This window comes from Streptomyces oryzae (genome assembly GCF_017676365.1).
Classification (GTDB): Bacteria; Actinomycetota; Actinomycetes; order Streptomycetales; family Streptomycetaceae; genus Streptomyces; species Streptomyces oryzae.
Genome location: NZ_JADKMA010000024.1, coordinates 1 through 22,904 on the forward strand (window position 1 = coordinate 1; position 22,904 = coordinate 22,904).

Here is a 22,904-nt window from a genome sequence, read left to right on the forward strand (position 1 = left end):
GGAGCCGTGTGCGGCGGTCAGGTGAATCCGGAGGGTTCCGCGCTGTATGCGCGGCAGCCGGGGCAGATGCCCGTGCATGCCAGCGAAGAATTTCCCACTCCCCGCCCGTAGTGCCCAGCTGCCGACACTCGCGCTGCTGTTGCTGTTCGGCCTCGCCGAAGCCGTACCCTCCCAGGCGCTCGCCCCGCGCCTGGCGGGGGGCGGCTCGGAAAGAGCAGCCGGGTGCTCCACGAAGGCCGGGCCGCAGCAGGGGGCCGTCGAGCGGTATCTGGGCCTCCCGGTGGACGGCCGGCAGTCGCCGAAGGACTGCGAGGCGATCCGCAACTTCCAGGAGCAGGAGGGTGTGCTGCCCGCGGACGGCTACGCCTCTCCCGCCACCTACCGGGCCCTGTACGTGCGCTGGGCGGCGGGGCACCCGGAGAAGCTGCTGGCGGACAAGCACTGTCCGCCGGCCCGCGGCCGGGTGGCCTGTCTCGACCTGACCCATCAGGTGCTGTGGCTGCTCAAGGGGCGCAAGGTCGTCCTCCGTGCGATGCCGGCCCGCAGCGGCGCCCCCGGGTACGAGACGCGTACCGGACGGTTCCGCATCCAGCGCCGGGTGCGGCACGACTATTCGGCCCCGTACCGGCAGAAGATGCCGTTCAGCCAGTACTTCAGCCGTGGCCAGGCATTCCACGGCACGCAGAAGAACATCTACAGCCCGCCCGGCTCGCACGGCTGCGTCAACCTGCGCTACGACGACGCGGAGAACCTGTGGCGGTGGATGCGGATCGGCGACACGGTCCGGATCTGGGGGCGCAAGCCGCCGACGTGAGGGCGTCTTCCCGGGGGCGGGGGGCTCGCGCACTTGACAGCAGGTGACTCAACTTTTATGCAGGAAGGAAGGGCAGACGAGTCGCGGCGACGGTGGGACCGCAGGAGAGGAGATTGAGGTGGCACGCGCAGTCGGTATCGATCTCGGTACGACCAACTCGGTGGTCTCCGTCCTGGAGGGTGGCGAGCCCACCGTCGTTCCGAACGCGGAGGGTGCCAGGACGACACCCTCTGTGGTGGCCTTCGCCAAGGGCGGCGAAGTGCTGGTGGGGGAGGTCGCCAAGCGGCAGGCCGTCACCAACGTGGAGCGCACGGCACGCTCGGTGAAGCGGCACGTGGGCGAGTCGGACTGGCGCTTCCCGGCGTCCGGCAGCATCGACGGCAAGCAGTACACCGCGCAGGAGATCTCCGCGCGGGTGCTGCAGAAGCTCAAGCGGGACGCGGAGGCGTTCCTCGGGGACGACGTGACGGACGCCGTCATCACGGTGCCCGCCTACTTCAACGACACCCAGCGCACCGCCACCAAGGAGGCGGGGGAGATCGCCGGGCTGAACGTGCTGCGGATCATCAACGAGCCGACCTCGGCCGCACTCGCCTACGGGCTGGACAAGGAGAACGACCAGACGGTCCTCGTCTTCGACCTGGGCGGCGGCACGTTCGACGTCTCGCTGCTGGAGATCGGCGAGGGTGTGGTCGAGGTGAAGTCGACCTCCGGCGACACCCATCTGGGCGGTGACGACTGGGACCAGCGGATCGTCGATCACCTCACCAAGCAGTTCAAGAACAACTACGGCGTCGATCTGTCCCAGGACAAGATGGCGGTGCAGCGACTGCGGGAGGCGGCCGAGAAGGCGAAGATCGAGCTGTCCGCCACGACGGAGACCACGGTCAATCTGCCCTACATCACCGCGTCCGCCGAGGGCCCGCTGCACCTGGACGAGAAGCTCACCCGGGCCCAGTTCGAGCAGCTGACCTCGGACCTGCTCGAACGGTGCGAAGGCCCGTTCCACAGCGCGGTGCGGGACGCGGGGATCAATGTCTCCGACGTCGACCATGTGATCCTGGTCGGCGGTTCGACCCGGATGCCCTCGGTGACGGAGCTGGTCAAGAACCTCACCGGCAAGGACCCGCACAAGGGCGTCAACCCCGACGAGGTCGTCGCCATCGGCGCCGCGCTCCAGGCCGGGGTGCTCAAGGGCGAGGTCAAGGACGTGCTGCTGCTGGACGTCACGCCGCTGTCCCTCGGCATCGAGACCAAGGGCGGCGTCATGACCAAGCTCATCGAACGGAACACCACGATCCCCACCCGCCGCTCGGAGATCTTCACCACCGCGGAGGACAACCAGCCCTCGGTGAACGTGCAGGTCTATCAGGGCGAGCGGGAGATCGCCGCGTACAACAAGAAGCTCGGCATGTTCGAGCTCACCGGGCTGCCGCCGGCGCCCCGTGGCGTGCCGCAGATCGAGGTCGCCTTCGATATCGACGCCAACGGGATCATGCACGTCTCCGCCAAGGACCAGGGGACGGGCAGGGAACAGAAGATGCAGGTCACCGGCGGTTCCAGCCTGCCGAAGGACGAGATCGACCGGATGATGCGGGAGGCCGAGCAGCACGCCGAGGAGGACCGCCGGCGGCGCGAGGCCGCGGAGACCCGTAACCAGGCCGAGGCTCTCGTCCACCAGACCGAGAAGTTCCTCGCCGAGAACGAGGAGAAGGTCCCGGCGGACACCAGGTCCGAGGTCGAGGAAGCGGTCGCCGGACTGAAGGAGAAGCTGAAGGCGGAGTCTTCCGCCGACGGTGACAACACCGCGGCGATCCGTGCTGCCGCGGAGCGCGTCAGCACGGTCAGCCAGAAGTTGGGCCAGGCCATGTACGCGGGAGCCCAGTCCGCGCCTGGCCCGGACGGTTCGGAGCCGGCCGGCTCCGGCGCCGCCGGTGCGGAGGATGACGTCGTGGACGCCGAGATCGTCGACGACGAGAAGCGCGGGTCCGGCTGATCTGCCGGTGAGGGGGTGTCCCTTGAGGTTGTTTGCGGGCTGTGGGGCCGTTTGTGGCTGTGGGGGCGCCCCCTGCTCGAAGAGCTCGGGGGAGCAGTTCCCCGCGCCCCTTCGGGGCGCGCTCACGCGTCGACGGCCAGCCTGACGCCGAGCCCCACCAGCACCGCGCCGGAAATCTGTTCCATGCGGCGGCGGACGGACGGCCGCCGCAGCACGCCGCCGACCCGCCCGGCCAGGGCAACCAGCGGCAGGTACCAGATCAGGTCGGCCACCACCCAGATGACCGAGAAGGCGAGCAGCATCGCAAGGACGGGGGCGCCGTCCGGCACGAACTGCGGCAGGAAGGAGACCGCGAAAACGCCCGCCTTCGGGTTGGCGGCGTTGGTGACCAGGCCCTGCCAGAACGCCCGCCGGTTCGAGACCGGAGCCGTCTGTGCCGGCTCCCCCGCCTGCCCCGCGACCCGCCGCGCCCGCCACAGCGCCCGCGCCCCCATCCACACCAGCACCGCAGCGCCCGTGATCCGTATGACGTCGTAGGCGAACTGCGAGGCCAGCAGCAGGACCGACAGCCCGAACGCCGCGGCGAGCCCCCACAGCAGCACCCCGCACTCGTTGCCCAGCACCGCGGCCATTCCGGTTCTCCGGCCGTCCACCACTGCCCGGCGCAGAATCACCACCGTGCTCGGCCCCGGGACCATGGCGATCAGAAAAGCCGCACCGACGAACGCGGCCAGTGAAGTCAGCATCGGGTCAGCATCGCCAAGCGCGGCCGGCCGCCACAAGCCATTTGCCGGCCCGTCCGGCGGCCGGGAGCACGCTGTCACATCGGGGCGCGCCGACGCCGTACCCCTCCTTTCCGGCCCCCGCGGCGGCGGGTTCCGCGGATTGTCCAGCTCTGCACGTGATGGCCGAACAACGGGCCACCGTAGACGACGAAACCCACGCCGATGAGCCATGACTCGACGATCAGAAGAGTCCCGGCAGCGCCGTAGGAATGGGTGCTGCTGACGAGCAGCGGCGAGAAGACGAAATACGAGAAACCGCGCAGCCCCGCGAGCCCCACCATCGTGGCCACCGCTCCCGGGAGAAGCGCGGGCCACGGCACGCGGCCCACGAGCAGAAAGTGCTGCGCCCACCAGAAGAAGAGCAGTCCGGAAACCAGCGTCAGCGCCACCCGGCCCACACCCTGCGCAGCGCCGTTGCGCAGCACCTCCTCGCTCTCCACCTCGGCGAAGAGGAATCCGGTGAGGACGGCGAGCCATACGGCCTGTCGCCAGACCTTGTGGCGGGTACGGCTCGGCGGAAGGCCCCAGATCTTTTCGTAACCCGTCTGGACGCTCGCTGCGAAAGTCACCCCGAACAGGGCCAGCAGCACGGCGCTCAGCACACTGGTCGTGTTGATGACCTGGCGCGGTGTGGAGAAGAGATCGCGGACGCTCTCCGCCGCTTCGGGGTTCTCCAGGCCCATGCCGTTGACGATCCACCGCTCGAATCCGGCGCTCTGGATCGGGTCGATCGCGGCAACGACGACCAGCAGCGGAACCATCGCGACGAAGGCCAGTACGGCAAAGCTCATGGCCCGGCTGAGCAATTCGAATTCGGTGCCGTGCCGCCACACCCGCCCACCCGCGGACGTGGCCACACGGTGCCTGAGCACCCCCCATCGGCTGGGCACCTGATGACCTCCCACCCAGGCGGATCGGTAAGTCGCCGGGGCACTTCAAGGGGCTGGGTCCGCGGTTCATCCCCGAGACGCGGAACCAGCCCACTGCAGTCAGTATCACAATAAAAGAAGCCGTATAGCTGCATTCCGCACCGAGTAATACCGAGTAATTCTGTTCGGCGGTCACCGAATCCCGGAAGCCGAGCGGCCAGGAGGCGAACAAAGGTGCCCTTGCGACGAAGCGCTGCGAAGAGAACCGACCCCGGGCCGCCGTGGGTGGCCGGGGTCAGGCTGCTGGTGCTGAGCGCCTTCGCGCTCACGGTGGTCGGCCTGGTCGGCGGTGGTGTCGGCTGGGTGTGGCTGACCACGGCGCTGGGTCCGACGGCGTACCTGCTGCTGGCGCACCCGGAGAGCGAGGGGTCCCAGCTCCGCAGCGCGGTGCTGGCACACGCGGCCGCAATCGCGTGCGGGCTCGCCTGTCTGGCGGCCTTCGGGCTGTGGAACCATCCCTCGGTCGCGGAGACGCACCGGGAGAGCCTTCGGCAGACGGGGGCCCAGGCCCTCGCGGTGGGCGTGACGCTGCTGCTGCTGACCCTGCTCCGCGCGCCCCATCCGCCCGCCGCCGCGACCGCCCTGCTCATCACCTCCGGCATCACCCGGCCCGGCAAGCCGCTGTACGGCATGCTGGCGGGACTGGCGCTGGTGATCGTTCTCTCGGCCGTGCTCGCCCGCGTCCCCGGCGCCCGCCCGGAGCGCGGGACGAGCTCGGCCGGCCCGTAGCCAGGAGTCCTCAGGACTGCTGACGGACATCCGCTCCCGCTGCTGTGCGCTGCAGGGCGACCACCGCCGCGTCGTCGCCGAGGCTGCCGCCGCTGTGGGCGATCAGGTCAGCCTTCAGCCGCCGCACCAGCGTCTCGGGGTCGTCGCCCACCCACCGGGCGAGCCGCTCGCCCAGCGGATAGAAGACCCCTGCCTCGTCGCGGGCTTCGATGACGCCGTCCGTGTACAGGAGAAGCAGATCGTCGTCCTCCAGCGGGAAGGCGTCGCCCGGATAGGTGGACGAGACGAACTCGCCCAGACCCAGCGGGGCCTCCTGAACCTCGGACAGCAGTGGCGTGACGCGCCGTTCCCGTCCTCGCCCCCGTACCAGCAGCGGCGGCGGATGACCGCAGTTGACCAGCCGGACCATCCGCTCGTCATCGGGGAGCTCGACGAGCGCTGCGGTGATGAAGTCCTCCTCGATGCCGCGGTCGGCCTCGACGAGTTCGTACAGGTCACGGCTGACGCTCTGCTCCAGATAGCGGGCGAGGGTCGGCAGGTCACCGCGCTGGTGCGCCGCCTCCCGGAAAGCGCCCAGCAGCAGCGCCGCGTCGCTGACCGAGCTCAGCCCTTTGCCCCGTACATCGCCGACGATCACTCTGGTCAGTCCGTCGGTACGGGCTGCGGCGAACAGGTCACCGCCGACCTGGGCCTCCTCCTCCGCCGCCACATAGAACGAGGCGACCTGCAGCGGGCCCAGCCGCGGGGGCAGCGGACGGAGCAGCACACGCTGCACGGCCTCGGAGACCGAACGCACCTGGGTCATCTCGCGCTGCTGACGCTCGCGCAGGTAGACGAAGAGGGCGATCACGGCGGTGACGATCACCAGCGCGAGGATCTGCATCTGGTGATTGAGCGTCAGCCATCCCCGACGGGTCACCCCGATCGCGAGTTGCGCCGCGGTGGCCACCGCTCCCACCGCCACCACCAGCCGGGGTCCGCCCAGTGCAGCGGTGACGGCCGGCGCCGCGACAAGCACGGGGCCGAGGTGAACGTCGGGAGGGGCCAGGAGGTCCACGATCACCACGACGGCGATCAGCCCGAGCGGGAGCGCCAGCAGCACATGGCGCGGCTGCCATGGCCACGCCGTACCCCAAAGGCTCTGCAGACGCACAGTCCCTGTATAACCCCCGTCGCTCCCGACTCCTGCCCCCACACACCGACGCGACGCCCATGCGTACCCGGGCTCTCCGTGGCCGGTGCCGGAGTCCCGCTCCGTTCCCGGGTGCCTCAGATGTGCGCGGGCGCTTCCGTGCCGCGGATCGCCGTGTGGGCAGCGGCGGCGAGCGTCCGCCTGTCCGTGAGGGGGCGCAGCAGGGGATGGGCCATGACGCACACGGTGAGCTCGCGGGCGCTGATCACCCGGTGCAGGGAGGAGCCGAAGGAGTCGTCGCCGACGAACGCCGCCACTGTGCTGGGCAGGCCGCGCTGCCGGTAGCTGACCGTGACCGGCCGGACGGGGGCACCGGCGTCGATCGCCGCCTGGAACATCGCACGCCGGAAACCGCTACCGGACTCGGTGCACCAGGTCGTCCCCTGGGGGAAGACCACCACCGAACGGCCGCCGCGCAAAGTGGCCGCCACCTGCGCCACCGTGCCGGGAAGGGTCCGCAGCCGGTCCCGGTCGATGAACCGCACACCCGCCTGCCGGGCCAGCGCCCCGAACAGCGGCCACCGCGCCACCTCCCGTTTGGCGAGCGTGGTCGCCGGTTCCACCGCGAACAGCGCGAGGGCGTCGAGCCATGAGATGTGGTCCGCCACGATCAGCGCTCCGGGCTCGCCGGGGCGGCGCGGTCGGCTGAAGGCGGCCGTCGAGGTCTCCAGCCCCAGTCCCAGAGCCCGTATCACTCCGCGGGCCCGTACGCGCAGCACTTCCTCCCGTGCCAGCCGCGGCCCTGCCGCCACCCCGTGGGCCAGCGTGGCGGCCAGGGCCGCGTACCGGCGCGCCCGCACCGCAGCCGTGACCGGTGGCAGCCGGTGGCCGGCGCACTGCGCCGTACAGGGCGAGGAGACGGCCCAAGGGCTCACCGCGACTGCCCGAGGAAGTAGCGGCGATAGCGGTCGTCGAGCTCTTCCATGTCGAGGACGACGAAGAAGTCCGCGACGCCGAACCGAGGGTCATGGGCCGGCGGGCCGCACACCCAGGCACCGAGCCGCAGATAGCCGCGGAACAGCGGCGGAAGCTGCGCGTAGCCGGCTGCGGCTGTCCCACCCGTGGACTGCGGTCCGGGTTCCCAGGGGTGCCGGGGGGAGACCGTCAGGCCGGGAGGCGGTGAGTGCCGGGCCGAACACAGCGACCAGGCGTTCGCGGCCGCACGTCCGCCGTCGGCCAGGGGCACCGAAGCACAGCCCGCGAGGTAGCGGTGCCCCGAGAGCAGCACATAGCGGGCGAGCGCGGACCACATCAGGTTGACCACGGCCCCGGAGCGGTGATCGGGGTGCACACACGAGCGCCCGGCCTCGATCAGCGAGGGGCGGATACCGTCCAGCGCACTGAGGTCGAACTCGGCGTCCGAGTACGAGCGCTGGACCCGGCCCGGCGGCAGGAGACGGTAGGTTCCCACCACGTCGCCTGTCGAGGTGTCCGTGACGATGAGGTGGTCCGCGAAGTCGTCGAAGGCGTCCACGTCGTGATGTGCCACGGGGGAGTCGAGGGTCGCGCCCATCTCCTCGCCGAAGACCTGGTGGCGGAGCCGCTGCGCGGCGCGTATCTCGGCGGTGGAATCGGCGAGTGCAGTGACGTATGCGACGTCGGCCTTTGCGATGGATGGAGTCGTCATGGCTGGTCGTGCCTCCTGGCAGGCTCGTGCCGGACTCGTCTCGGGGGCTCGGGGAGCCTCGGGGCCCGATGAGCCTCGAAGACCCGGGAGCTTCGGTGCGCCGCCGATCGTCACAGCGCCGGCCGACGAACGTGTGAGCTGCTCATGAAGCGCATACGACCAATGGCCGATGCGCGGCGGGCAGCCGCCGGCCGGCCGACCGCCGGGCAACGGGGGACCTACGGGGCGGTTGACGTCAGCCGTCGTCCGGGCGTCGACGCCTGCCGGAACGGGAACCGGCACCGGCACCGGCACCGGAGCGGGAACCGACCGGCGCCCGCACCGCACTGGCACCGGCGCCGGCTCCGCCCGGGGCAGCAGAGGAAGCCGAGCCGCTCACCGCACGACGAGGACTTCCAGCGTCCGCGGTCCGTGCACGCCCGCCACCCGTTCCAGTTCGATGTCGCTGGTCGCGGAGGGGCCGGAGACGAAGGTCAGCGGCCGGAGCGGGTCCAGCCGGGACAGCGCTTGTGGAACGGACGCCACCACCTGGTCGGCACGCAGGACACACAGGTGGAAGTCCGGCACCAGGGTCACCGCCCGGCGCCCCTGACCAGGTCCGCCGTCCAGCACCAGGGTGCCCGTTTCCGCAATGGCCAGGGCCGCGGTGGTGACCACGGCGTCGACCGCGTCCAGCTCATCCACCGACAGCGGCGGCTCATCGCTCCGCATCCCGGCGGCGGCCAGCTGGGCTGACCACGCGGGAGGGAACCAGCGCGGCACCACCAGCCGGCTCGCGCCCCGGGAGGCGAGCGTCCTGGCCACCTCGGTGGCGGCACGGCCCGAGCTCACCGTACGCACCGTGGCGCCGTAGTCCGCGAGCCGTTCGGTGAACAGCGCCACGGTCTCCGGTGCGCTCCCCGGCTGGTCACCGCCGGTTGCGTACGCCCGCTTCACCGGGACATCGGCAGGGCGTTCGGATTCCGGGACGTCGGCGAGCGCCGCGCGGACCCGGGCCAGTATCTCGTCGCGTGCGGTGCTCACCTGTGCGTCCTCTCCCACCACTGACGGAAGGGTTCCCCGGCCGGGGCCGGTGCGTCCCGGGCGTCGGTCCAGCCGGCGAGCGGTCCCGGCAGCCGGGCGATCCGCCCCCGACGGGCCACCACGCGGCTGCCCAGGGCCGCGAGGCGCTGCGCTGCCGAGAGCCGCGCCGGGGAGGAGAACACCCAGCGGGCGGCGCGCATCGCCACCGCTTCCGGCGTCGGTGTGTGCCGTCTCCCGCCGGTCTCCTCCACCACCCGGGCGCGCAGATGCACCAGCACCTCGGGGATGTCGATCTTCACGGGGCACACCTCGTAGCAGGCACCGCAGAGGGTGGAGGCGAACGGCAGCGAGCGGTCCGTCTCCGTTCCGGTGCCGCGCAGCTGCGGGTTGAGCACCGCGCCGATCGGCCCCGGGTAGACGGAGCCGTAGGCGTGCCCGCCGGTGCGCTCGTAGACCGGGCAGACGTTGAGGCACGCCGAACAGCGGATGCAGTTCAGCGTCTGGCGCCCGATCCGGTCGGCGAGGGTGTCGGTCCTTCCGCCGTCCAGCAGCACCAGATGGAAGCCGCGCGGGCCGTCGCCGTCCTGCGTCCCGGTCCAGGTGGAGGTGTAGGGGTTCATCCGCTCACCGGTCGAGGAGCGGGGGAGCAACTGGAGGTAGACCTCCAGGTCCTGCCAGGTCGGCACCACCTTTTCGATGCCGACGACGGAGATCAGCGTCTCCGGGAGGGTCAGGCACATCCGCCCGTTGCCCTCCGACTCCACCACCACGGCCGTTCCGGTCTCCGCGACCAGGAAGTTGGCGCCCGAGATGCCCACCTTGGCCCGCAGGAACTTCTGCCGCAGATACCGCCGTGCGGCCTCCGCCAGTTCCGCCGGGTCGTCCCCCACCCCTTCGGCGTCCGGCATCGTGCGCCGGAACAGCTCCCGGATCTCCGCGCGGTTGCGGTGGATCGCCGGCACCAGGATGTGGGACGGCAGGTCGTCGCCGAGCTGCACGATCAGCTCGGCGAGATCCGTCTCGTAGGCGGTGATGCCCGCTGTCTCCAGCGCTCGGTTGAGGCCGGTCTCCTGGGTGGTCATCGACTTGACCTTGACCACTTCCCGCTCGCCGGTCTCCTGGACGAGGCGCGTCACGATCCGGTTGGCCTCCGCCGCGTCCCGTGCCCAGTGCACCTGCCCGCCGGCCGCGGTGACCCGCTCCTCCAACTGCACCAGGTAGTGGTCGAGATGGCGCAGCGTACGCTCCTTGAGTGCGCGGCCGGCCTCCCGCAGCTCCTCCCAGTCCGGCAGCTCTCCCACCACCTCGGCACGCTTGTGGCGGATGGTGCGGGTGGCGCCGGCGAGGTTGCGCCGCTGCTGGGTGTCGGCCAGCGCTCGCCGCGCGGCCTGGGGGAAGGGCGGCATGCCGAGGAAGGCCGAGCTCATCGCGGACCCCCTCCCGTGGCGACGGCGTGGGAGGGGGCGCCCGTGGCGGTCGTACGCTCCGTCGCGGTCGTGGGCTCCGTCGCGGTCGTACGCTCCGTGGCGGCGAGGATCTCCGCGAGGTGCATGGTCCGCACCCCGGTGCGCAACCGGGAGAGCAGACCACCGATGTGCGTCAGACAGGAGTTGTCTCCCGCACAGAGGACCTCGGCCCCGCTGTCCAGTACGCCGCGCACCTTGTCGGCGCCCATGGCCACCGAGGTGTCGGAGTTCTTCAGCGCGAACGTGCCGCCGAATCCGCAGCACTGCGTGGCGTCGGGCAGTTCCACCAGGTCGATGCCCCGCACCGCCCGCAGCAGGGCGAGCGGCCGGTCGGCGACGCCCAGCATCCGCAGCGAGTGGCAGGTGGGGTGGTAGGTGACCCGGTGCGGGAAGTAGGCGCCGACATCCGTCACTTCGAGCACATCGACCAGGAACTCGGACAGCTCGTAGACCGGAGGCGCGGTACGTACGGCCTCCAGGAGCCCCCGGTCACCTGCCACTTCGGCCACTCTCGCGTGGTGGTGGCGGATCATCGCGGCGCAGGACCCCGAGGGTGCGACCACGGCGTCGTAGCCGGCGAACACCTCGCCGAACCGGCGCACCAGCGGTATGCAGTCACGCTGGTAGCCGGTGTTGAAGTGCATCTGTCCGCAGCAGGTCTGCCCGGCGGGGAAGTCCACCGTGCAGCCGAGCCGCTCCAGCAGGGTCACGACCGCACGGCCCGTGGCGGGGTGCATGGTGTCGTTGAAGCAGGTGATGAACAGCGCGGTCCTCATGTTCTCTCCGATCGCGCGAGGGGATTCGGGGGTACGGGGATACGGGTGCGCGGGCGTCGCCGGTCGCCGGTGCGCAGGGTCAGGGGAGCATCCAGGCCAGGAGGTTGGACTGGAGAAAGACCAGCAGGCACATCACCAGCAGCAGGAGCAGACTCCACTTGATCGCCTTGCGGAACAGCTCCGCTTCGTGTCCGAGCAGACCGACGGCTGTGGCGGCGATGGTGAGGTTCTGCGGGCTGATCATCTTGCCGACCACGCCGCCGGAGGTGTTCGCGGCCACCAGCAGCGCCGGGTCGAGCCCCGCCTTCCCGGCCGCGGTCTGCTGCAGCGTGGCGAACAGCGCGTTGGCCGAGGTGTCCGAGCCGGTCACCGCGGTGCCGAGCCAGCCGAGGATGGGGGAGAGGAAGGCGAACGCGGCGCCGGTGCCGGCGATCCAGGAGCCCATGGTGATGGTGAGCCCGGCCAGGTTCATCACGTAGGCGAGCGCCAGCACCGAGGCGACCGTCAGCATGGCCCAGCGCAGCTTGACCACGGTGCCGGCGAACTCGCGTACCGCGACCGAGGGCCTGACCCGGTAGACGGCGGCGACGACGACTCCGCTGAGCAGCAGCAGGGTGCCGGGAGACGACAGCCACGGAAGGACGTACTGCGTGGTGCCGGAGACCTCTCCGCCCGTGGTGAGCAGCTTCCCGTCGATCCCGGGCCAGGGGATCGATACGTCGGTGGAGGCGAGGAACTCCTTGACCGGGTCCCAGAGTTTCGCCACCGAGAAGACGGCGATCACCACGAGGTAGGGCGCGAAGGCCATCGCCACTCGGGAGTTGCTGATCCGCGGCGACGAGGCCAGGGCGTCGCCGTACGCGGACGGACCGGAGCCGGCTGCCTCGGAGCCGTCCGGGGTGGAGCCGTCCGGGCTGGGGCCAGTCGGGGCGGAGCCCTCCGTCGCGTGGGTCTCCGTTTCCGCGGCGCGCTTCAGGTCGGCACGTACCTGCTCGCCGCCCAGCGGGTGCCAGACCCTCAGGAAGAGCACGACGGTCACCAGCGCCACCAGCGAGGCGATGATGTCGGTCAGCTCCACCGACACGTAGGTCGCGCTCACGAACTGCGCCGCCGCGAAGGTCCCGCCGCAGACCAGCGCCACGGGCCAGGTCTGGCGTATTCCGCGTATGCCGTCGACCAGCGCCACCAGCAGCAGCGGGACGAACAGCGCCAGCAGCGGCGTCTGGCGGCCGACGTAGGCGCCCAGATCGGTGTAGGGGATGCCGGTGAGGTTGCCCGCGGTGATGATCGGGATGCCGATGGCGCCGAAGGCCACCGGCGCGGTGTTGGCGACGAGCACCGTACCGGCAGCGCGGAGCGGCGAGAAACCGAGCGCCATCAGCATGACGCCGGTGATCGCCACCGGGGCGCCGAAGCCGGCCAGCGCCTCCAGCAGCGCGCCGAAGCAGAAGGCGATGATCAGCGCCTGCACCCTCAGGTCGCTGCTGACCAGGTTGAAGGAGCGGCGCAGGTCCTCGAACCAGCCGCTGACGACGGTGAGCTGGTAGACCCAGATCGCCGTGAGGACGATCCACATGATCGGGAACAGGCCGAACGCCGCGCCCTCCGAAGCGGAGAGCAGCGCGTAGCCGACCGGCATGCCGTACGCGGTCACGGCGACGGCGACGGCCACGCCCAGCGCGGCCAGTCCGGCCCAGTGGGCCTTGAGCCGCACTCCGCCCAGCAGGACGAACAACGTCAGCAGCGGCAACGCCGCTATCAGCGCCGACAGGGCCAGGCTGTCCAGAACCGGGGAAAGATCTGGCTGGAACATACAACCCTCCGCCTTTGGGGGCTTGGTCAGACCATTGACTGGGCGCTCAAGGTACGGAGCCGGCCACGCGCTGTCCAGGGTTCTGACAGCAACAATCTGCTTGGTCGGACCAAACAATCCGCTGACGGGCTACGATGAACGGGTGCCGAGCTGGCAATCCGCCCGCCGCGAGCTGCACTGATGACCCAGAGTGAAAGGCCGGTCCGTGTCTGAGCCGATAGCCTGGGAGCCGGTTCCGCGCTCCCGTACCTTTGAGCTCGTTCTCGCACGGATCGAGGAGCAGATCCTGACCGGCAACCTCCGGGTCGGCGACCGGCTGCCGCCGGAGCGGGAGCTGGTCGAGCTGCTCGGGGTGAGCCGGGCCGCGGTGCGCGAGGCGCTGCGGGTGCTGGAGGCGCAGGGCGCCCTGCGTCCGCGAGTGGGCACCGGGCCGGCCTCCGGCAGCGTGATCGCCGCGATGCCCAGCGCGGGCCTCACCCAGTTCCTGCGCCTGCACATGGCGCTGGCACACTTCCCCTTCGCCGACGTGGTGGAGGCGCGCGCCACGCTTGAACGCTCCAGTGCCCGACTGGCCGCCGCACAGGCGACCCCCGAGCATCTCGCCGCGATGCGGGAGCAGTTGGACCGCATGGACGATCCCCGGCTGAGCCTGGAGAAGTTCAACGACTGCGACACCGAGTTCCACGCGTCGATCGCCGAGGCCGGCGGGAACCGGCTGATCGCCGATATGACCATCGCGGTGCGCAACGCCGTCCGGCACACCCTGCTGAAGGTCTTCCACGAGCTCGACGACTGGGAGGCCACCGCGGCCCGGCTCCGCTCGGAACACCACGCGATCTACGACGCCATTGCCGCAGGCGACTCCGAGCGCGCCGGGGAGCTCGTGGAGGCCCATATCCGCGGCTTCCACCACGACTTGGTCTACGCGGTCCTGGACGAGCCGGAGCGCGGCGCGGAGCCCGAGAGCGGCACCGGGTCTTAGCGCCGGCGAAGTCCCGCCCCGGCCGCGGTCGGTGGGCCGCTGTCGGGTCCGGCCGCACGTGGTGACAGGATGGGGCGAATGACGGCGAATCGCGATGTTTGCTCACATTCCCCGGTGTCCGAGACCGAGACCGGGCTCTGGTCCGGCCCTGGCCCGGTCCACGCCGACCTGCTCGCCGCGAAGAGGCTGGTCTACGACCCGAACGGGTTCATATGCTCGCAGCCGGTGGCCGAAGCCGAAGGCGCCGAGTACGGGGCGCACGAGCTGACGGTGGACGGTCTGGCGGTGCGGTTCCGCGCCGCCAAGACCACCCCCACCAAGGCCGGCCAGTTCGTCACCGTGTGGCAGAGGTCGGTTCAGGGACCGATCCGGCCGTTCGACGCCGACGACCCCCTCGACCTCATCGTCGTCAGCTGCCGCGACGGTCACCACTTCGGACAGTTCGTCTTTCCGCGGGACGTGCTGTGCGAGCGGGGAATCGTCTCGCGAGGCGGTGTCGGCGGGAAGCGCGCGTTCCGTGTCTATCCGCCCTGGGTGACCACCACAGCCCGGCAGGCCCGCAGCACCCAGGCATGGCAGGTGAACCACTTCCTGCCCGTTCCTGACGGCGGCCCTGCCGATTCCGCCCGTGCCCGGGCGCTGTACCACCCCTGAAGAAACCCCGCACCGGCACACCCCGACCGGAGAGCCGCTACGCGAGCCTGATCGGCTTCAGCTCGTCGAAGCGGTCGCCCGGGCCCGGGTTTGCCGCGCTGGTCTTGCCGCCCAGCTGGGTCATGACGCCCCAGACGGCGTTCAGGCCAGTCGTGACCGCGCCCTCGGCCCAGCCGCCGGTCCAGGACACGTCGTCGCCCGCGAGGAAGATTCCGCGGTGTGCGGGATCGAGGCCGTCCTGCATGAAGTGGGTGTAGAGACGCTCCTGGTAGCGGTAGTGGCCGGGCAGATTGTCGCTGAAGGCGCCCATGAAGTCCGGGTCGTCCTCCCAGGAGATGGTCACCGGCTCGCCGATGATGTGCGACGCGATGTCGACGTTCGGGTAGATCTGCTTCAAGGAGTGCAGCATCAGCCGCACACGCTCGTCGACACCGAGCGGCAGCCACTTGAGCGCGTCGTCGTTCCAGGTGTACGACAGGCAGATCAGCGCCGGCTTGTCAGGGCCGTCGTCCAGCAGATACGTGCCGCGCGTGAGCCGGTCCGTGAGCGTGGTGCTGAGCACATGCCGGCCGGTCCCGGCGTCGACGTCCTTCCAGAAGGGCCGGTCGACGGCGACGAACGTCTTGGACGACTGCATGTAGTGCGTCCGCTCGATGGCAGTCCACAGCTGGTGGCTGAAGAGTGATTCGTCCGTGTCGATCCGGGCGGACAGCAGCCACGACTGGCAGGTGGCGATGACCGCTGGGTAGGACGATGTCCTGCCCCACCGGTCCGTGACCTCGATATGGCTGCTCCCGCCGGCTGCCCGCCGTATGCGCCGTACCGCTCCGCGCGGAGAGCCGCCGTGCAGCGAGGCGAGGCTGGTTCCGGCGGGCCAGTGCGCGAGCTGCCCGGGGGCGTGCTGCCACAGGAGCTGGGGGAGGCGCTGGGCACCGCCGAGTATCCGCTGCTGCTCGTCCTCGGCGCCTACGTAGACCACGCGGAGGATCTCGAGCATCGAGTCGGGGAAGTTGGTGTCCCAGCCACCCGTGCCGAAGCCGACGAGCCCGAACGCCTCGCGGTAGGCGAAGGGGAGGGCGGAGAACGCCTTGGAGGTGGCGAGGTAGTGCGAGAAGGACATGTCGTCCAGCAGCGGCACCAGCTCGTTCCAGAGCTTCTTGACCGTGGCGTGGTCGCGGGCCGCGATCGCCTGCCGCATGGCGCTGAAGTGGGCGCGTTCCTCCAGGCAGTCCTGCCAGGCCGCGGCCACATCGTGGAACATCTGCGGCAGGTCGGCGGGGGTCTCGGCGTAGTGCTTGCGTCCGGCGATCTCGATCACGGTGCTGTCGGACGCCGGGGTGAGGGGGTTCGGGAACGGCTCGGTGCCGAGGCCGAGGAGGTCGATGTAGTGGAAGAGAGCACGGGCGGACAGCGGGAACCGCATGCCGCCGAGATCGGCCACCGGGCGGTCGGTGCCGGGCGGGACGACACCGCGCATCCTGCCGCCGAGTTGGGCGGACTCGTACACGACCGGCTTCAGCCCCAGCTTCATCAGTTCGTACGCGGCGACCAGTCCCGACATGCCGGCGCCGACGACGGCGACCTCCGTGCCGTGGTGCTCGGGCGGGATCGAGCCGAGCCCGTCGGGGTGGGCCAGGTAGTCGTCGTAGGGGAAGGGGAAGTCCGGGATCAGCATGCTGATGCCGCGCTGCGGGGTTGTGTTCACGGGATGTCCTGAAGGGCTCGTGCCGGGAGGGCCCGGCGCGGGTCGGTTGTGCGGAAAATGAGGGGTCGCTTCAAGGCGGGCCGGGCCGGTCAGCGGCGCGGAGAGGTGGCCGTGGCGGGTTCAGCCGCGCAGCGCGAGGTAGTCGGTGTCGCGGCGTGCCGCCTGCAGGAGGTTCCGGCTGACATCGCCCACCACCAGTTCCTCGCGCGTCTCACCTGCTGCGACGCGCCGGCCGTAGGGATCGCTGAGGCAGCTCAGTCCGGCGAAGCCGGGTCCCGTGTGGTTGGCGTAGGCGATGAAGATCTGGCTCTCCAGCGCCCGGGTGGGCACCACCATGCCGGGGACGAGGCGGGTGTCGAACGGCGCGGGGCGCCCGTCGGCGGGTGGGCGCAGCGGAACCGCGGTGGGCACGCACAGCAGCTCGGCGCCGGACAGCGCCACCGCGCGGGTGAACTCGGGGAACTCCACGTCGAAGCAGACGCCGAGCGCCACGCCGACACCGTGCAGGGGAACGACCCGGGGGCGTTCCCGGCCGGGCGTGAAGTACGCGTTCTCCACCGGGCCGAAGAGATGAGCCTTGTGGTATCTGGTCAGTTCGCATCCGCTGCGGTCGAAGAGCGAGGCGCTGATGAACCGTTCGCCACCGTGGCGGTCGACGGTCGAGGCGACGATTGCCACGCCCGCGGACCGTGCCAGGGCGGCGAGCCGCTCGCGCTGTCCGGCTCCGTCGTCGTCGGCGACGGCCGCGGGGTCGTAACCGCTGACGAACAGCTCGGGCGTCACCAGAAGCTGCGCCCCACGCGCCACGGCCTGCCGGGTGAACCTCTCGACGGTCGCAAGGTTGCGGGTGGCGTCCCCGACCACGCCGGTGGCCTGCAGGACCGCCACCCTCAGAAATCCGGGCTCAGTCATCGAGCGCGCCTTCGCACAGCCGTCGTACCACCTCGGTCAGCACGTCGACTCCGGCACACAGGTCGGCGTCCTCGGTGAACTCGCCCTCGTTGTGGCTGACCCCCTCGCGGCTCGGGACGAACAGCATCACCGTCGGTACGACGTCGTTCATGTTGATGGAGTCGTGTCCGGCCAGCGTGTGCACCGGCCGGCTGCTCACCCCGAGAGAGTCCGCGCACGCGCGGGCCAGGCCCACTCCCGCGGTCGGGTACGGACGCACCCCCCACGCGTGGGAAGTGTCGGCCTCGATCCGGACGTTCACCTCGTCCTCGATCACCTTGATGCCCTGCTCCAGCAACTGCTTGGCCTCGGCGAGGACTTCTTCGTCCGCTGAGCGGAGATCCATCGTCAGATCGACCTGGCGGGGGACGACGACAGGAGAGTTGGGCAGCACCGTGAGCTGTCCGACGGAGGTGTGCAGCACCCCGTCGGGGTAGCGGTCGGCCAGCTCGCGCAGCAGGACGACCAGCCGGGACGCGCCGAGGAGGGCGTCGCGGCGGTCGGCGATGACGGTGGATCCGGTGTGCGCCTGCTCGCCGTGCACGGTGACGGTGAACTTCTCCGCCGCCCAGCAGGAGTGCACGAGCCCGATCGTGGTGCCGGACTCCTCCAGGGACCGCCCCTGCTCGATGTGGATCTCGGCGCACGCAGCGGCCACCGGCCCGGCCCCCGAACCGGTGTGCCCGATGGAGGCCAGGGCCTCGGCGACCGTCACTCCGTCCGCGTCCCGGGTGGCGAGGGCGTCCGCCGTCTTCATCTTTCCGGTGAAGACGGAGCTGCCCATCATGGAGGGCGCGAACCTGGACCCTTCCTCGTTGAACCAGTCCACCACCGCCAGGTTGTACGTGGGCCGGTGCCCGGCGGCGCGGCCCACGGCCAGCCGGCGGCCCGCGTGCAGGGCGGCCGCGACACCGTAAGCCCCGTCGAACTTCCCGGCCAGCGGCTGGCTGTCGAGGTGGGAGCCCACCAGCACATACGGCGCTCCGGGATTCCACTCCAGGAGCCCGAAGACGTTGCCGATCGCGTCGACCTCGACAGTGAAGCCGTACTGGCCCAGCAGGGTCGTGAACCAGGCACGTGCCTGGGCGTCGGCGACGGTTGCGGCCTGCCGGTCGACGCCTCCGCCGGGCGTCTCACCGATCCGGCTCAACGAGCGGAAGTCCCGCAGGAACAGGTCGGCGTCGGAACGCGTGGTGAGGTGCTCGCGCATCATGTGCGTAATCTCCTGAGAAGTGGGGTCAGTCGAGTGGGGAAGGAGAAGGAGCCGCCCCGGCTGTGGCGCGGTCGTCGGCGAGCGCGAGAACCCGGCCACGAACGCCGTACCAGCCGATGACGAGTGCCGGGACGATGAGGACCAACGTGCCGACGGTCCAGGTCCCGACGGGGTAGTCGAAGAGCATGAGAACGAGGACGCCGAGCAGGAAGACGAGCGTCAGATACGACGTCCAGGGCGCGCCGAACAGCCGGAACGCGGGCCGGGGCACCCTGCCCTCCTGTGACCAGCGGTAGAGGCGCAGCTGGCAGAGCACGATCGTCGTCCAGGTGCAGAGGATCGCCAGCGCCGTCGCGTTGATCGCGATCTCGAACGCCCTCTCCGGGACGACCGCGTTGAGCCCTACGCCGACGAGCGCGAGCACGGCCGTGAAGAGGACACCGCCGTACGGCACACCCTGCCGGCTGAGGCGGCTCATGAACCGGGGCGCCGCCCCGGTGCGGGCCATCGAACGGTAGATGCGTCCCGTGGAGTACAGACCCGCGTTCAGGCTGGACAGCGCCGCGGTCAGCACCACCAGGTTCATCACCCCGCCGGCTCCGGGGACGCCGATCTTGGCGTAGAAGGTCACGAACGGCGACTCCTCCGGCTTGTAGGAGTCGTACGGGAGCAGCAGGGCCAGCAGGGCGGTCGAGCCGACGTAGAACAACGCGATGCGGACGATGACGGCGTTGACGGCCCGCGGCATCACCTTGGCCGGGTTCTCCGTCTCACCCGCTGCGACGCCGATCAGATCGATGCCGGCATAGGCGAAGACGACGCCCTGCACGATGATCACCGCGGGGAGCAGTCCGTTCGGCAGTACTCCGCCGTGCTCGGCCACCACCGATGCGCCCGCCTCATGGCCGTCCACCGGGAATCCGGCGGCGAGGACGACGCCGCCGACGACGAGGAAGACCACGATCGCGGCAACCTTGATCAGGGCGAACCAGAACTCCAGCTCTCCGAAGAGCCGGACGGAGACGAGGTTGGCGCACGTCACGACGAGGAGCGCGGTGAGGGCCAGCAGCCACTGCGGCACGCTGGTGAGCGCCGGCCAGTAGTGGAAGTACGTGGCGACCGCGGTGATGTCGACGATGGCGGTGAGCGCCCAGGAGACCGAGTACACCCAGCCGGTCACGAAGGCGGCCTTCTCGCCGAAGAATTCACGCGCATAGGAGACGAAGGAACCGGAATTCGGCCGGTGCAGAACGAGTTCGCCGAGCGCCCGGAGAATGAAGAAGGCGAAGAGGCCGCAGAAAGCATAGACGATTGCCAGGGCCGGACCCGCAGAGGCAAGCCGCCCACCCGCACCGAGCAGAAGACCCGTACCAATGGCGCCGCCGATACCGATCATCTGTATCTGGCGATGGGAAAGCCCCTTCCGGTATCCGGGCTCCGCCACATCGGAACCACCCGGGTGCGTTGTTTCCGTGCTCGCTTCCACAGTCACGAGCTCCTCCTTTTTCCGGCGCCGAGGGTGCGCAACCGGAAGATTGGCAGCGGCCCGGTGAACGAACAATGAAAAGTTGCACTGCGCACAGCGGCAAAAATTTGGCGTCTGCACAACGCCGCGGCCTGCGAGAGGGGGAAGGGAGGGCGGTGCCCGGTGTCCAAAGGACCACGTAGAATTCCGGGGCTTGCGCCGGAAGGAAGGAGGCACGCGTGTCCGATGAGCAGGACTGGCGATGGGACGACCTCATCGAGCGGACGCGCGGTCGTTTGGGCGCGATGGTGGAACAATTCCTCGCCCGGACGATGGCGGACCCTTCCTACGCCGATTCCGGCCTGACGGCGGAAGATTTGCGGCGGGCGAGTGTGGAGTCCTTCTCGGCGCTACTGGACAGTCTGCGCTCGGACGGAACCCCCAGCAGACTGATCTCCATCGCCGAGTCGGTGGGCACCCGGCGCGCCCGGCAGGCCGTTCCGCTGGAAAGTCTGCTGCGCGCCGTCCGGCTGGACTTCACGGTGCTGTGGGAGCACCTGGCGGAGCCGTCCTGCGACGCGGACCCGGCCCTGCTGGTGCGCAACGCCGGGCGCGTGTGGAGCACGGTGGACGAGTTCGCGGCGCATGTGCAGGAGCACTATCTCGCGGAGCAGCTGGCCATCGAGCAGGCCAACGCCGATCTCCAACGCCAGTACCTCTCCCAGCTGTTCGCGCCGACGAGGCCGGCCGAAGCCGCCCTGGAACGGATAGCCGGAGCGCTGCGCGTCTCGCCGTCCGGCAATTTCTGCGTGGCCGCCGTCTCCCGGGACGACGGAGTCGTGGTGCGCCGGCGGTTCCGTGGCGCCGCCCGGTGCGCCCACGCCTTCTTCGCCTACGACATGGGCCACCACACCCTGTTCATCTGGCCGACGGACGAGGTGGCACTGGGACGGCTCTCGCCTCCCATGAAAGACCTCTTCGCCGACGTGGCGGTCGCGGTCGCACCGGTGGCCAGAGGGCTGGCACGCGTCCGGGAGTCCGCGGCCGCCGCCCGGGAGATCATGATCGATCTGCCGATGGACAGTTCGGAGGTGGCCACCCTGTCGGACCGCTGGCGTTCGGTGACCCGGCACCTCCTCGCCGGGGTGGGCTGCGACCTGGGCCAGATCGTCTTCCCGTACCTCGAGAGGTGTACGGACCTGGAGCGCAGGAAGATCCTGGAAACCGTCAGCACTTACCTGGAGACGGGCAGCCTGGGCGACACCGGCCGCGTGCTGAAGTGTCACCGCAACACCGTGCTGAACCGGCTGAACGCGTTCGAGAAGTACACCGGCCTCGACGTACAACGGCCCTACGACGCGGCCGCCGTGATCATCGCCCTGGAGTGGCAGGGCACCCGGCCCTGACGGAGGGCGGACGAGCCGACCGGCCGAGCGGCTGACCGGCGGCAACCGGCCAACCGGCGTGGGCGCCGACTGGACTGGGGGGCTTACGACGCAGTGGCGCGGGCCCGGTGTTCGCGGATCTCCTCGTAGTGGTCGGAGGCCCAGCGGACGAAGGACATCGCGATCTCGTGGAGACCGCGTCCCAGGGGAGTGAGGGCATACTCCACGCGCGGCGGAACTTCCGCGTAGGCGGTTCTCGTGATCAGTCCGTCCTGCTGGAGCTGGCGCACGGTGAGGGTGAGCATCCGCTGCGAGATGCCGGGGACCGTGCGCAGCAGGTCGCTGTAGCGCAGTGGCCCGCTCTCCAGTACGGCGATGACCAGCAGGCTCCACTTGTCGCCGACGCGGTCCAGCACCTGCCGGATGAAGCTCATCTGCTCGGCGGGAATCCCGGCGCACGGCCCCCGGTCTGCTGCTGGGCCTGATCCGGCTGCGGCATCCATGGCGCACATTCCTCTCCGGCACACACAGCGATGTGCCTTTTGTACGGCCTTCCATACTGCCCCATCCTGGGGGCACGCACAAAGAGTAGGAATTGGAAGGAGCCCCCATGTCCAAAGTGATCGCGATCTTCGGAGCCGGTCCCGGCCTCGGCGCCTCCGTGGCCCGCCGGTTCGCCCGCGAGGACTTCCGCGTCGCCCTGGTCGCACGCCGCAGGGACCGCTTGGACGCGCTCGTCGAACAGCTCACCGGTGACGGCATCGAGGCGGCCGGCTTCACCGCCGACCTGTCCCGGCCCGCCGAGGTGCCCGCTCTGATCGCGGCCATCCGCGGACGCTTCGGCCGCATCGACGTCATCGAGTACGGCCCGATCAGCGGCGACCAGGGCTTCTCCCCGGCCACCCGGCTGGACGCGGCCACGCTGCAGAAGGACAGCCCGCTGCTCCTGCTCACCCCGGTGGAGGTGGTCCGCGCCGTGCTGCCGGAGTGGACCGAGCGTGGCGACGGCGCCTTCCTGATGACGACCGGTCACACCGCCGTGGTACCGAGGCCGTACCTGAGCGGCGTGGGCCCGCTCATGTCGGCGGCCCGCAACTGGCTCTACTCCCTCAACGGCGAACTGGCCGAGGTCGGCGCCTACGCAGGCACCCTCTCCATCGCGGCCTTCATCGCCGGCAGCGAGGTGGGGGAGCTGGCCGCCACAGCGATGCCCGACGGGTTCGGCCCGCTCGTCGACCCGGACGACCTCGCCGCGCACTACTGGGAGATGTACACCAAGCGCGACCGCGTCGAGCAGGTCCACCCCGAGCCGTCGGCCGACTGAGAAACCTGTCCCGCGGGCGTGCTGACTTCTTGAGCTGCGCTTCGTCCAGGCGGTGATCGGCGATGCTCGCTCGGC

21 protein-coding genes are annotated in these 22,904 nt (G+C 70.3%); 7 read left to right on the forward strand and 14 right to left on the reverse strand.

Annotated features, from left to right (window positions below; all coding sequences use genetic code 11):
- The first annotated feature begins 76 nt into the window (after nucleotides 1-76).
- Nucleotides 77-814 (forward strand): L,D-transpeptidase family protein, encoded by a 738-nt coding sequence (locus ITI46_RS07275; protein ID WP_209238591.1) that lies wholly within the window; start codon nucleotides 77-79, stop codon nucleotides 812-814.
- Between the two features lie 118 nt (nucleotides 815-932).
- Complete coding sequence (gene dnaK / locus ITI46_RS07280) at nucleotides 933-2,810, forward strand: molecular chaperone DnaK (RefSeq protein WP_209238592.1); 1,878 nt, start codon at nucleotides 933-935, stop codon at nucleotides 2,808-2,810.
- Between the two features lie 122 nt (nucleotides 2,811-2,932).
- Here the strand turns inward: dnaK and ITI46_RS07285 are convergent, their stop codons facing one another.
- Entirely contained in the window at nucleotides 2,933-3,556 is a 624-nt protein-coding gene (locus tag ITI46_RS07285; RefSeq protein ID WP_209238593.1) for a LysE family translocator, read from the reverse strand.
- A 74-nt stretch (nucleotides 3,557-3,630) separates the two neighbouring features.
- Nucleotides 3,631-4,452 carry a YhjD/YihY/BrkB family envelope integrity protein gene (locus tag ITI46_RS07290; protein ID WP_307808086.1) on the reverse strand — a complete coding sequence of 274 codons (822 nt, stop codon included), beginning with the start codon at nucleotides 4,450-4,452 and terminating at the stop codon, nucleotides 3,631-3,633.
- A gap of 246 nt (nucleotides 4,453-4,698) precedes the next feature.
- Between ITI46_RS07290 and ITI46_RS07295 the strand changes: the two genes are divergently transcribed.
- The gene (locus tag ITI46_RS07295; RefSeq protein WP_307808087.1) at nucleotides 4,699-5,253 is read left to right on the forward strand and encodes an HPP family protein; all 555 of its coding nucleotides are present in this window, start codon (nucleotides 4,699-4,701) and stop codon (nucleotides 5,251-5,253) included.
- Nucleotides 5,254-5,263: 10 nt separating this feature from the next.
- On the opposite strand, the gene ITI46_RS07300 is transcribed toward ITI46_RS07295, so the two are convergent.
- From ITI46_RS07300 to ITI46_RS07330, 7 genes are all read right to left on the reverse strand, one after another.
- Nucleotides 5,264-6,406: a PP2C family protein-serine/threonine phosphatase gene (locus ITI46_RS07300; RefSeq protein ID WP_307808088.1), complete on the reverse strand. Its 1,143-nt coding sequence runs from the start codon at nucleotides 6,404-6,406 to the stop codon at nucleotides 5,264-5,266.
- A 116-nt stretch (nucleotides 6,407-6,522) separates the two neighbouring features.
- Nucleotides 6,523-7,320, reverse strand: coding sequence for a lysophospholipid acyltransferase family protein (locus ITI46_RS07305; protein WP_209238594.1), 798 nt, complete (start codon nucleotides 7,318-7,320; stop codon nucleotides 6,523-6,525).
- The gene (locus ITI46_RS07310; protein WP_209238595.1) at nucleotides 7,317-8,072 is read right to left on the reverse strand and encodes a GNAT family N-acetyltransferase; all 756 of its coding nucleotides are present in this window, start codon (nucleotides 8,070-8,072) and stop codon (nucleotides 7,317-7,319) included. The genes ITI46_RS07305 and ITI46_RS07310 overlap by 4 nt, the downstream gene beginning before the upstream one ends.
- A 375-nt stretch (nucleotides 8,073-8,447) precedes the next feature.
- Nucleotides 8,448-9,095 carry a LutC/YkgG family protein gene (locus tag ITI46_RS07315; RefSeq protein ID WP_209238596.1) on the reverse strand — a complete coding sequence of 216 codons (648 nt, stop codon included), beginning with the start codon at nucleotides 9,093-9,095 and terminating at the stop codon, nucleotides 8,448-8,450.
- Entirely contained in the window at nucleotides 9,092-10,522 is a 1,431-nt protein-coding gene (locus ITI46_RS07320) for a LutB/LldF family L-lactate oxidation iron-sulfur protein (protein WP_209238597.1), read from the reverse strand. Before ITI46_RS07320 ends, ITI46_RS07315 begins: the two co-directional genes overlap by 4 nt.
- A complete protein-coding gene (locus tag ITI46_RS07325; protein ID WP_209238598.1) occupies nucleotides 10,519-11,337 on the reverse strand; it encodes a (Fe-S)-binding protein in 819 nt (272 codons plus the stop codon). The genes ITI46_RS07320 and ITI46_RS07325 overlap by 4 nt, the downstream gene beginning before the upstream one ends.
- A gap of 79 nt (nucleotides 11,338-11,416) precedes the next feature.
- The gene (locus ITI46_RS07330; RefSeq protein WP_209238599.1) at nucleotides 11,417-13,150 is read right to left on the reverse strand and encodes an L-lactate permease; all 1,734 of its coding nucleotides are present in this window, start codon (nucleotides 13,148-13,150) and stop codon (nucleotides 11,417-11,419) included.
- A 205-nt stretch (nucleotides 13,151-13,355) separates the two neighbouring features.
- Here ITI46_RS07330 and ITI46_RS35730 point away from each other — a divergent pair, with 205 nt between their 5' ends.
- Together ITI46_RS35730 and ITI46_RS07340 are read left to right on the forward strand one after the other, a co-directional pair.
- On the forward strand, nucleotides 13,356-14,132 hold the full coding sequence (locus tag ITI46_RS35730) for a FadR/GntR family transcriptional regulator (protein ID WP_209238600.1): 777 nt from the start codon (nucleotides 13,356-13,358) through the stop codon (nucleotides 14,130-14,132).
- Between the two features lie 114 nt (nucleotides 14,133-14,246).
- Nucleotides 14,247-14,786: a MepB family protein gene (locus ITI46_RS07340; RefSeq protein WP_372451861.1), complete on the forward strand. Its 540-nt coding sequence runs from the start codon at nucleotides 14,247-14,249 to the stop codon at nucleotides 14,784-14,786.
- Nucleotides 14,787-14,823: 37 nt separating this feature from the next.
- Here ITI46_RS07340 and ITI46_RS07345 read toward each other — a convergent pair whose 3' ends face one another.
- From ITI46_RS07345 to ITI46_RS07360, 4 genes are all read right to left on the reverse strand, one after another.
- On the reverse strand, nucleotides 14,824-16,461 hold the full coding sequence (locus tag ITI46_RS07345) for a flavin monoamine oxidase family protein (protein WP_209238629.1): 1,638 nt from the start codon (nucleotides 16,459-16,461) through the stop codon (nucleotides 14,824-14,826).
- A 150-nt stretch (nucleotides 16,462-16,611) separates the two neighbouring features.
- Nucleotides 16,612-17,403, reverse strand: coding sequence for a nitrilase-related carbon-nitrogen hydrolase (locus ITI46_RS07350; RefSeq protein ID WP_209238602.1), 792 nt, complete (start codon nucleotides 17,401-17,403; stop codon nucleotides 16,612-16,614).
- Nucleotides 17,396-18,655, reverse strand: a complete 1,260-nt coding sequence (locus ITI46_RS07355) for a M20 family metallo-hydrolase (RefSeq protein WP_209238603.1) — start codon at nucleotides 18,653-18,655, stop codon at nucleotides 17,396-17,398. Before ITI46_RS07355 ends, ITI46_RS07350 begins: the two co-directional genes overlap by 8 nt.
- 25 nt (nucleotides 18,656-18,680) lie before the next feature.
- Nucleotides 18,681-20,147 (reverse strand): amino acid permease, encoded by a 1,467-nt coding sequence (locus tag ITI46_RS07360; protein ID WP_307808089.1) that lies wholly within the window; start codon nucleotides 20,145-20,147, stop codon nucleotides 18,681-18,683.
- A gap of 212 nt (nucleotides 20,148-20,359) precedes the next feature.
- Between ITI46_RS07360 and ITI46_RS35735 the strand changes: the two genes are divergently transcribed.
- Nucleotides 20,360-21,526 carry an RsbRD N-terminal domain-containing protein gene (locus ITI46_RS35735; RefSeq protein ID WP_209238604.1) on the forward strand — a complete coding sequence of 389 codons (1,167 nt, stop codon included), beginning with the start codon at nucleotides 20,360-20,362 and terminating at the stop codon, nucleotides 21,524-21,526.
- An 83-nt stretch (nucleotides 21,527-21,609) separates the two neighbouring features.
- Here the strand turns inward: ITI46_RS35735 and ITI46_RS07370 are convergent, their stop codons facing one another.
- Nucleotides 21,610-22,008, reverse strand: a complete 399-nt coding sequence (locus tag ITI46_RS07370) for a winged helix-turn-helix transcriptional regulator (RefSeq protein ID WP_209238605.1) — start codon at nucleotides 22,006-22,008, stop codon at nucleotides 21,610-21,612.
- Between the two features lie 107 nt (nucleotides 22,009-22,115).
- Here ITI46_RS07370 and ITI46_RS07375 point away from each other — a divergent pair, with 107 nt between their 5' ends.
- Nucleotides 22,116-22,829 (forward strand): SDR family NAD(P)-dependent oxidoreductase, encoded by a 714-nt coding sequence (locus tag ITI46_RS07375; RefSeq protein ID WP_209238606.1) that lies wholly within the window; start codon nucleotides 22,116-22,118, stop codon nucleotides 22,827-22,829.
- The last annotated feature ends 75 nt before the right edge of the window (nucleotides 22,830-22,904 follow it).

Excerpts from the sequence above, each read along its gene's own strand:
- ITI46_RS07275 (WP_209238591.1), top strand. The coding sequence starts at position 77 with ATGCCAGCGAAGAATTTCCCACTCCCCGCCCGTAGTGCCCAGCTGCCG.
- ITI46_RS07285 (WP_209238593.1), bottom strand. The coding sequence starts at position 3,556 with ATGCTGACTTCACTGGCCGCGTTCGTCGGTGCGGCTTTTCTGATCGCC.
- ITI46_RS07310 (WP_209238595.1), bottom strand. The coding sequence starts at position 8,072 with ATGACGACTCCATCCATCGCAAAGGCCGACGTCGCATACGTCACTGCA.
- ITI46_RS07320 (WP_209238597.1), bottom strand. The coding sequence starts at position 10,522 with ATGAGCTCGGCCTTCCTCGGCATGCCGCCCTTCCCCCAGGCCGCGCGG.
- ITI46_RS07325 (WP_209238598.1), bottom strand. The coding sequence starts at position 11,337 with ATGAGGACCGCGCTGTTCATCACCTGCTTCAACGACACCATGCACCCC.
- ITI46_RS07330 (WP_209238599.1), bottom strand. The coding sequence starts at position 13,150 with ATGTTCCAGCCAGATCTTTCCCCGGTTCTGGACAGCCTGGCCCTGTCG.
- ITI46_RS07345 (WP_209238629.1), bottom strand. The coding sequence starts at position 16,461 with ATGCTGATCCCGGACTTCCCCTTCCCCTACGACGACTACCTGGCCCAC.
- ITI46_RS07350 (WP_209238602.1), bottom strand. The coding sequence starts at position 17,403 with ATGACTGAGCCCGGATTTCTGAGGGTGGCGGTCCTGCAGGCCACCGGC.
- ITI46_RS07355 (WP_209238603.1), bottom strand. The coding sequence starts at position 18,655 with ATGATGCGCGAGCACCTCACCACGCGTTCCGACGCCGACCTGTTCCTG.
- ITI46_RS07370 (WP_209238605.1), bottom strand. The coding sequence starts at position 22,008 with ATGGATGCCGCAGCCGGATCAGGCCCAGCAGCAGACCGGGGGCCGTGC.
- ITI46_RS07375 (WP_209238606.1), top strand. The coding sequence starts at position 22,116 with ATGTCCAAAGTGATCGCGATCTTCGGAGCCGGTCCCGGCCTCGGCGCC.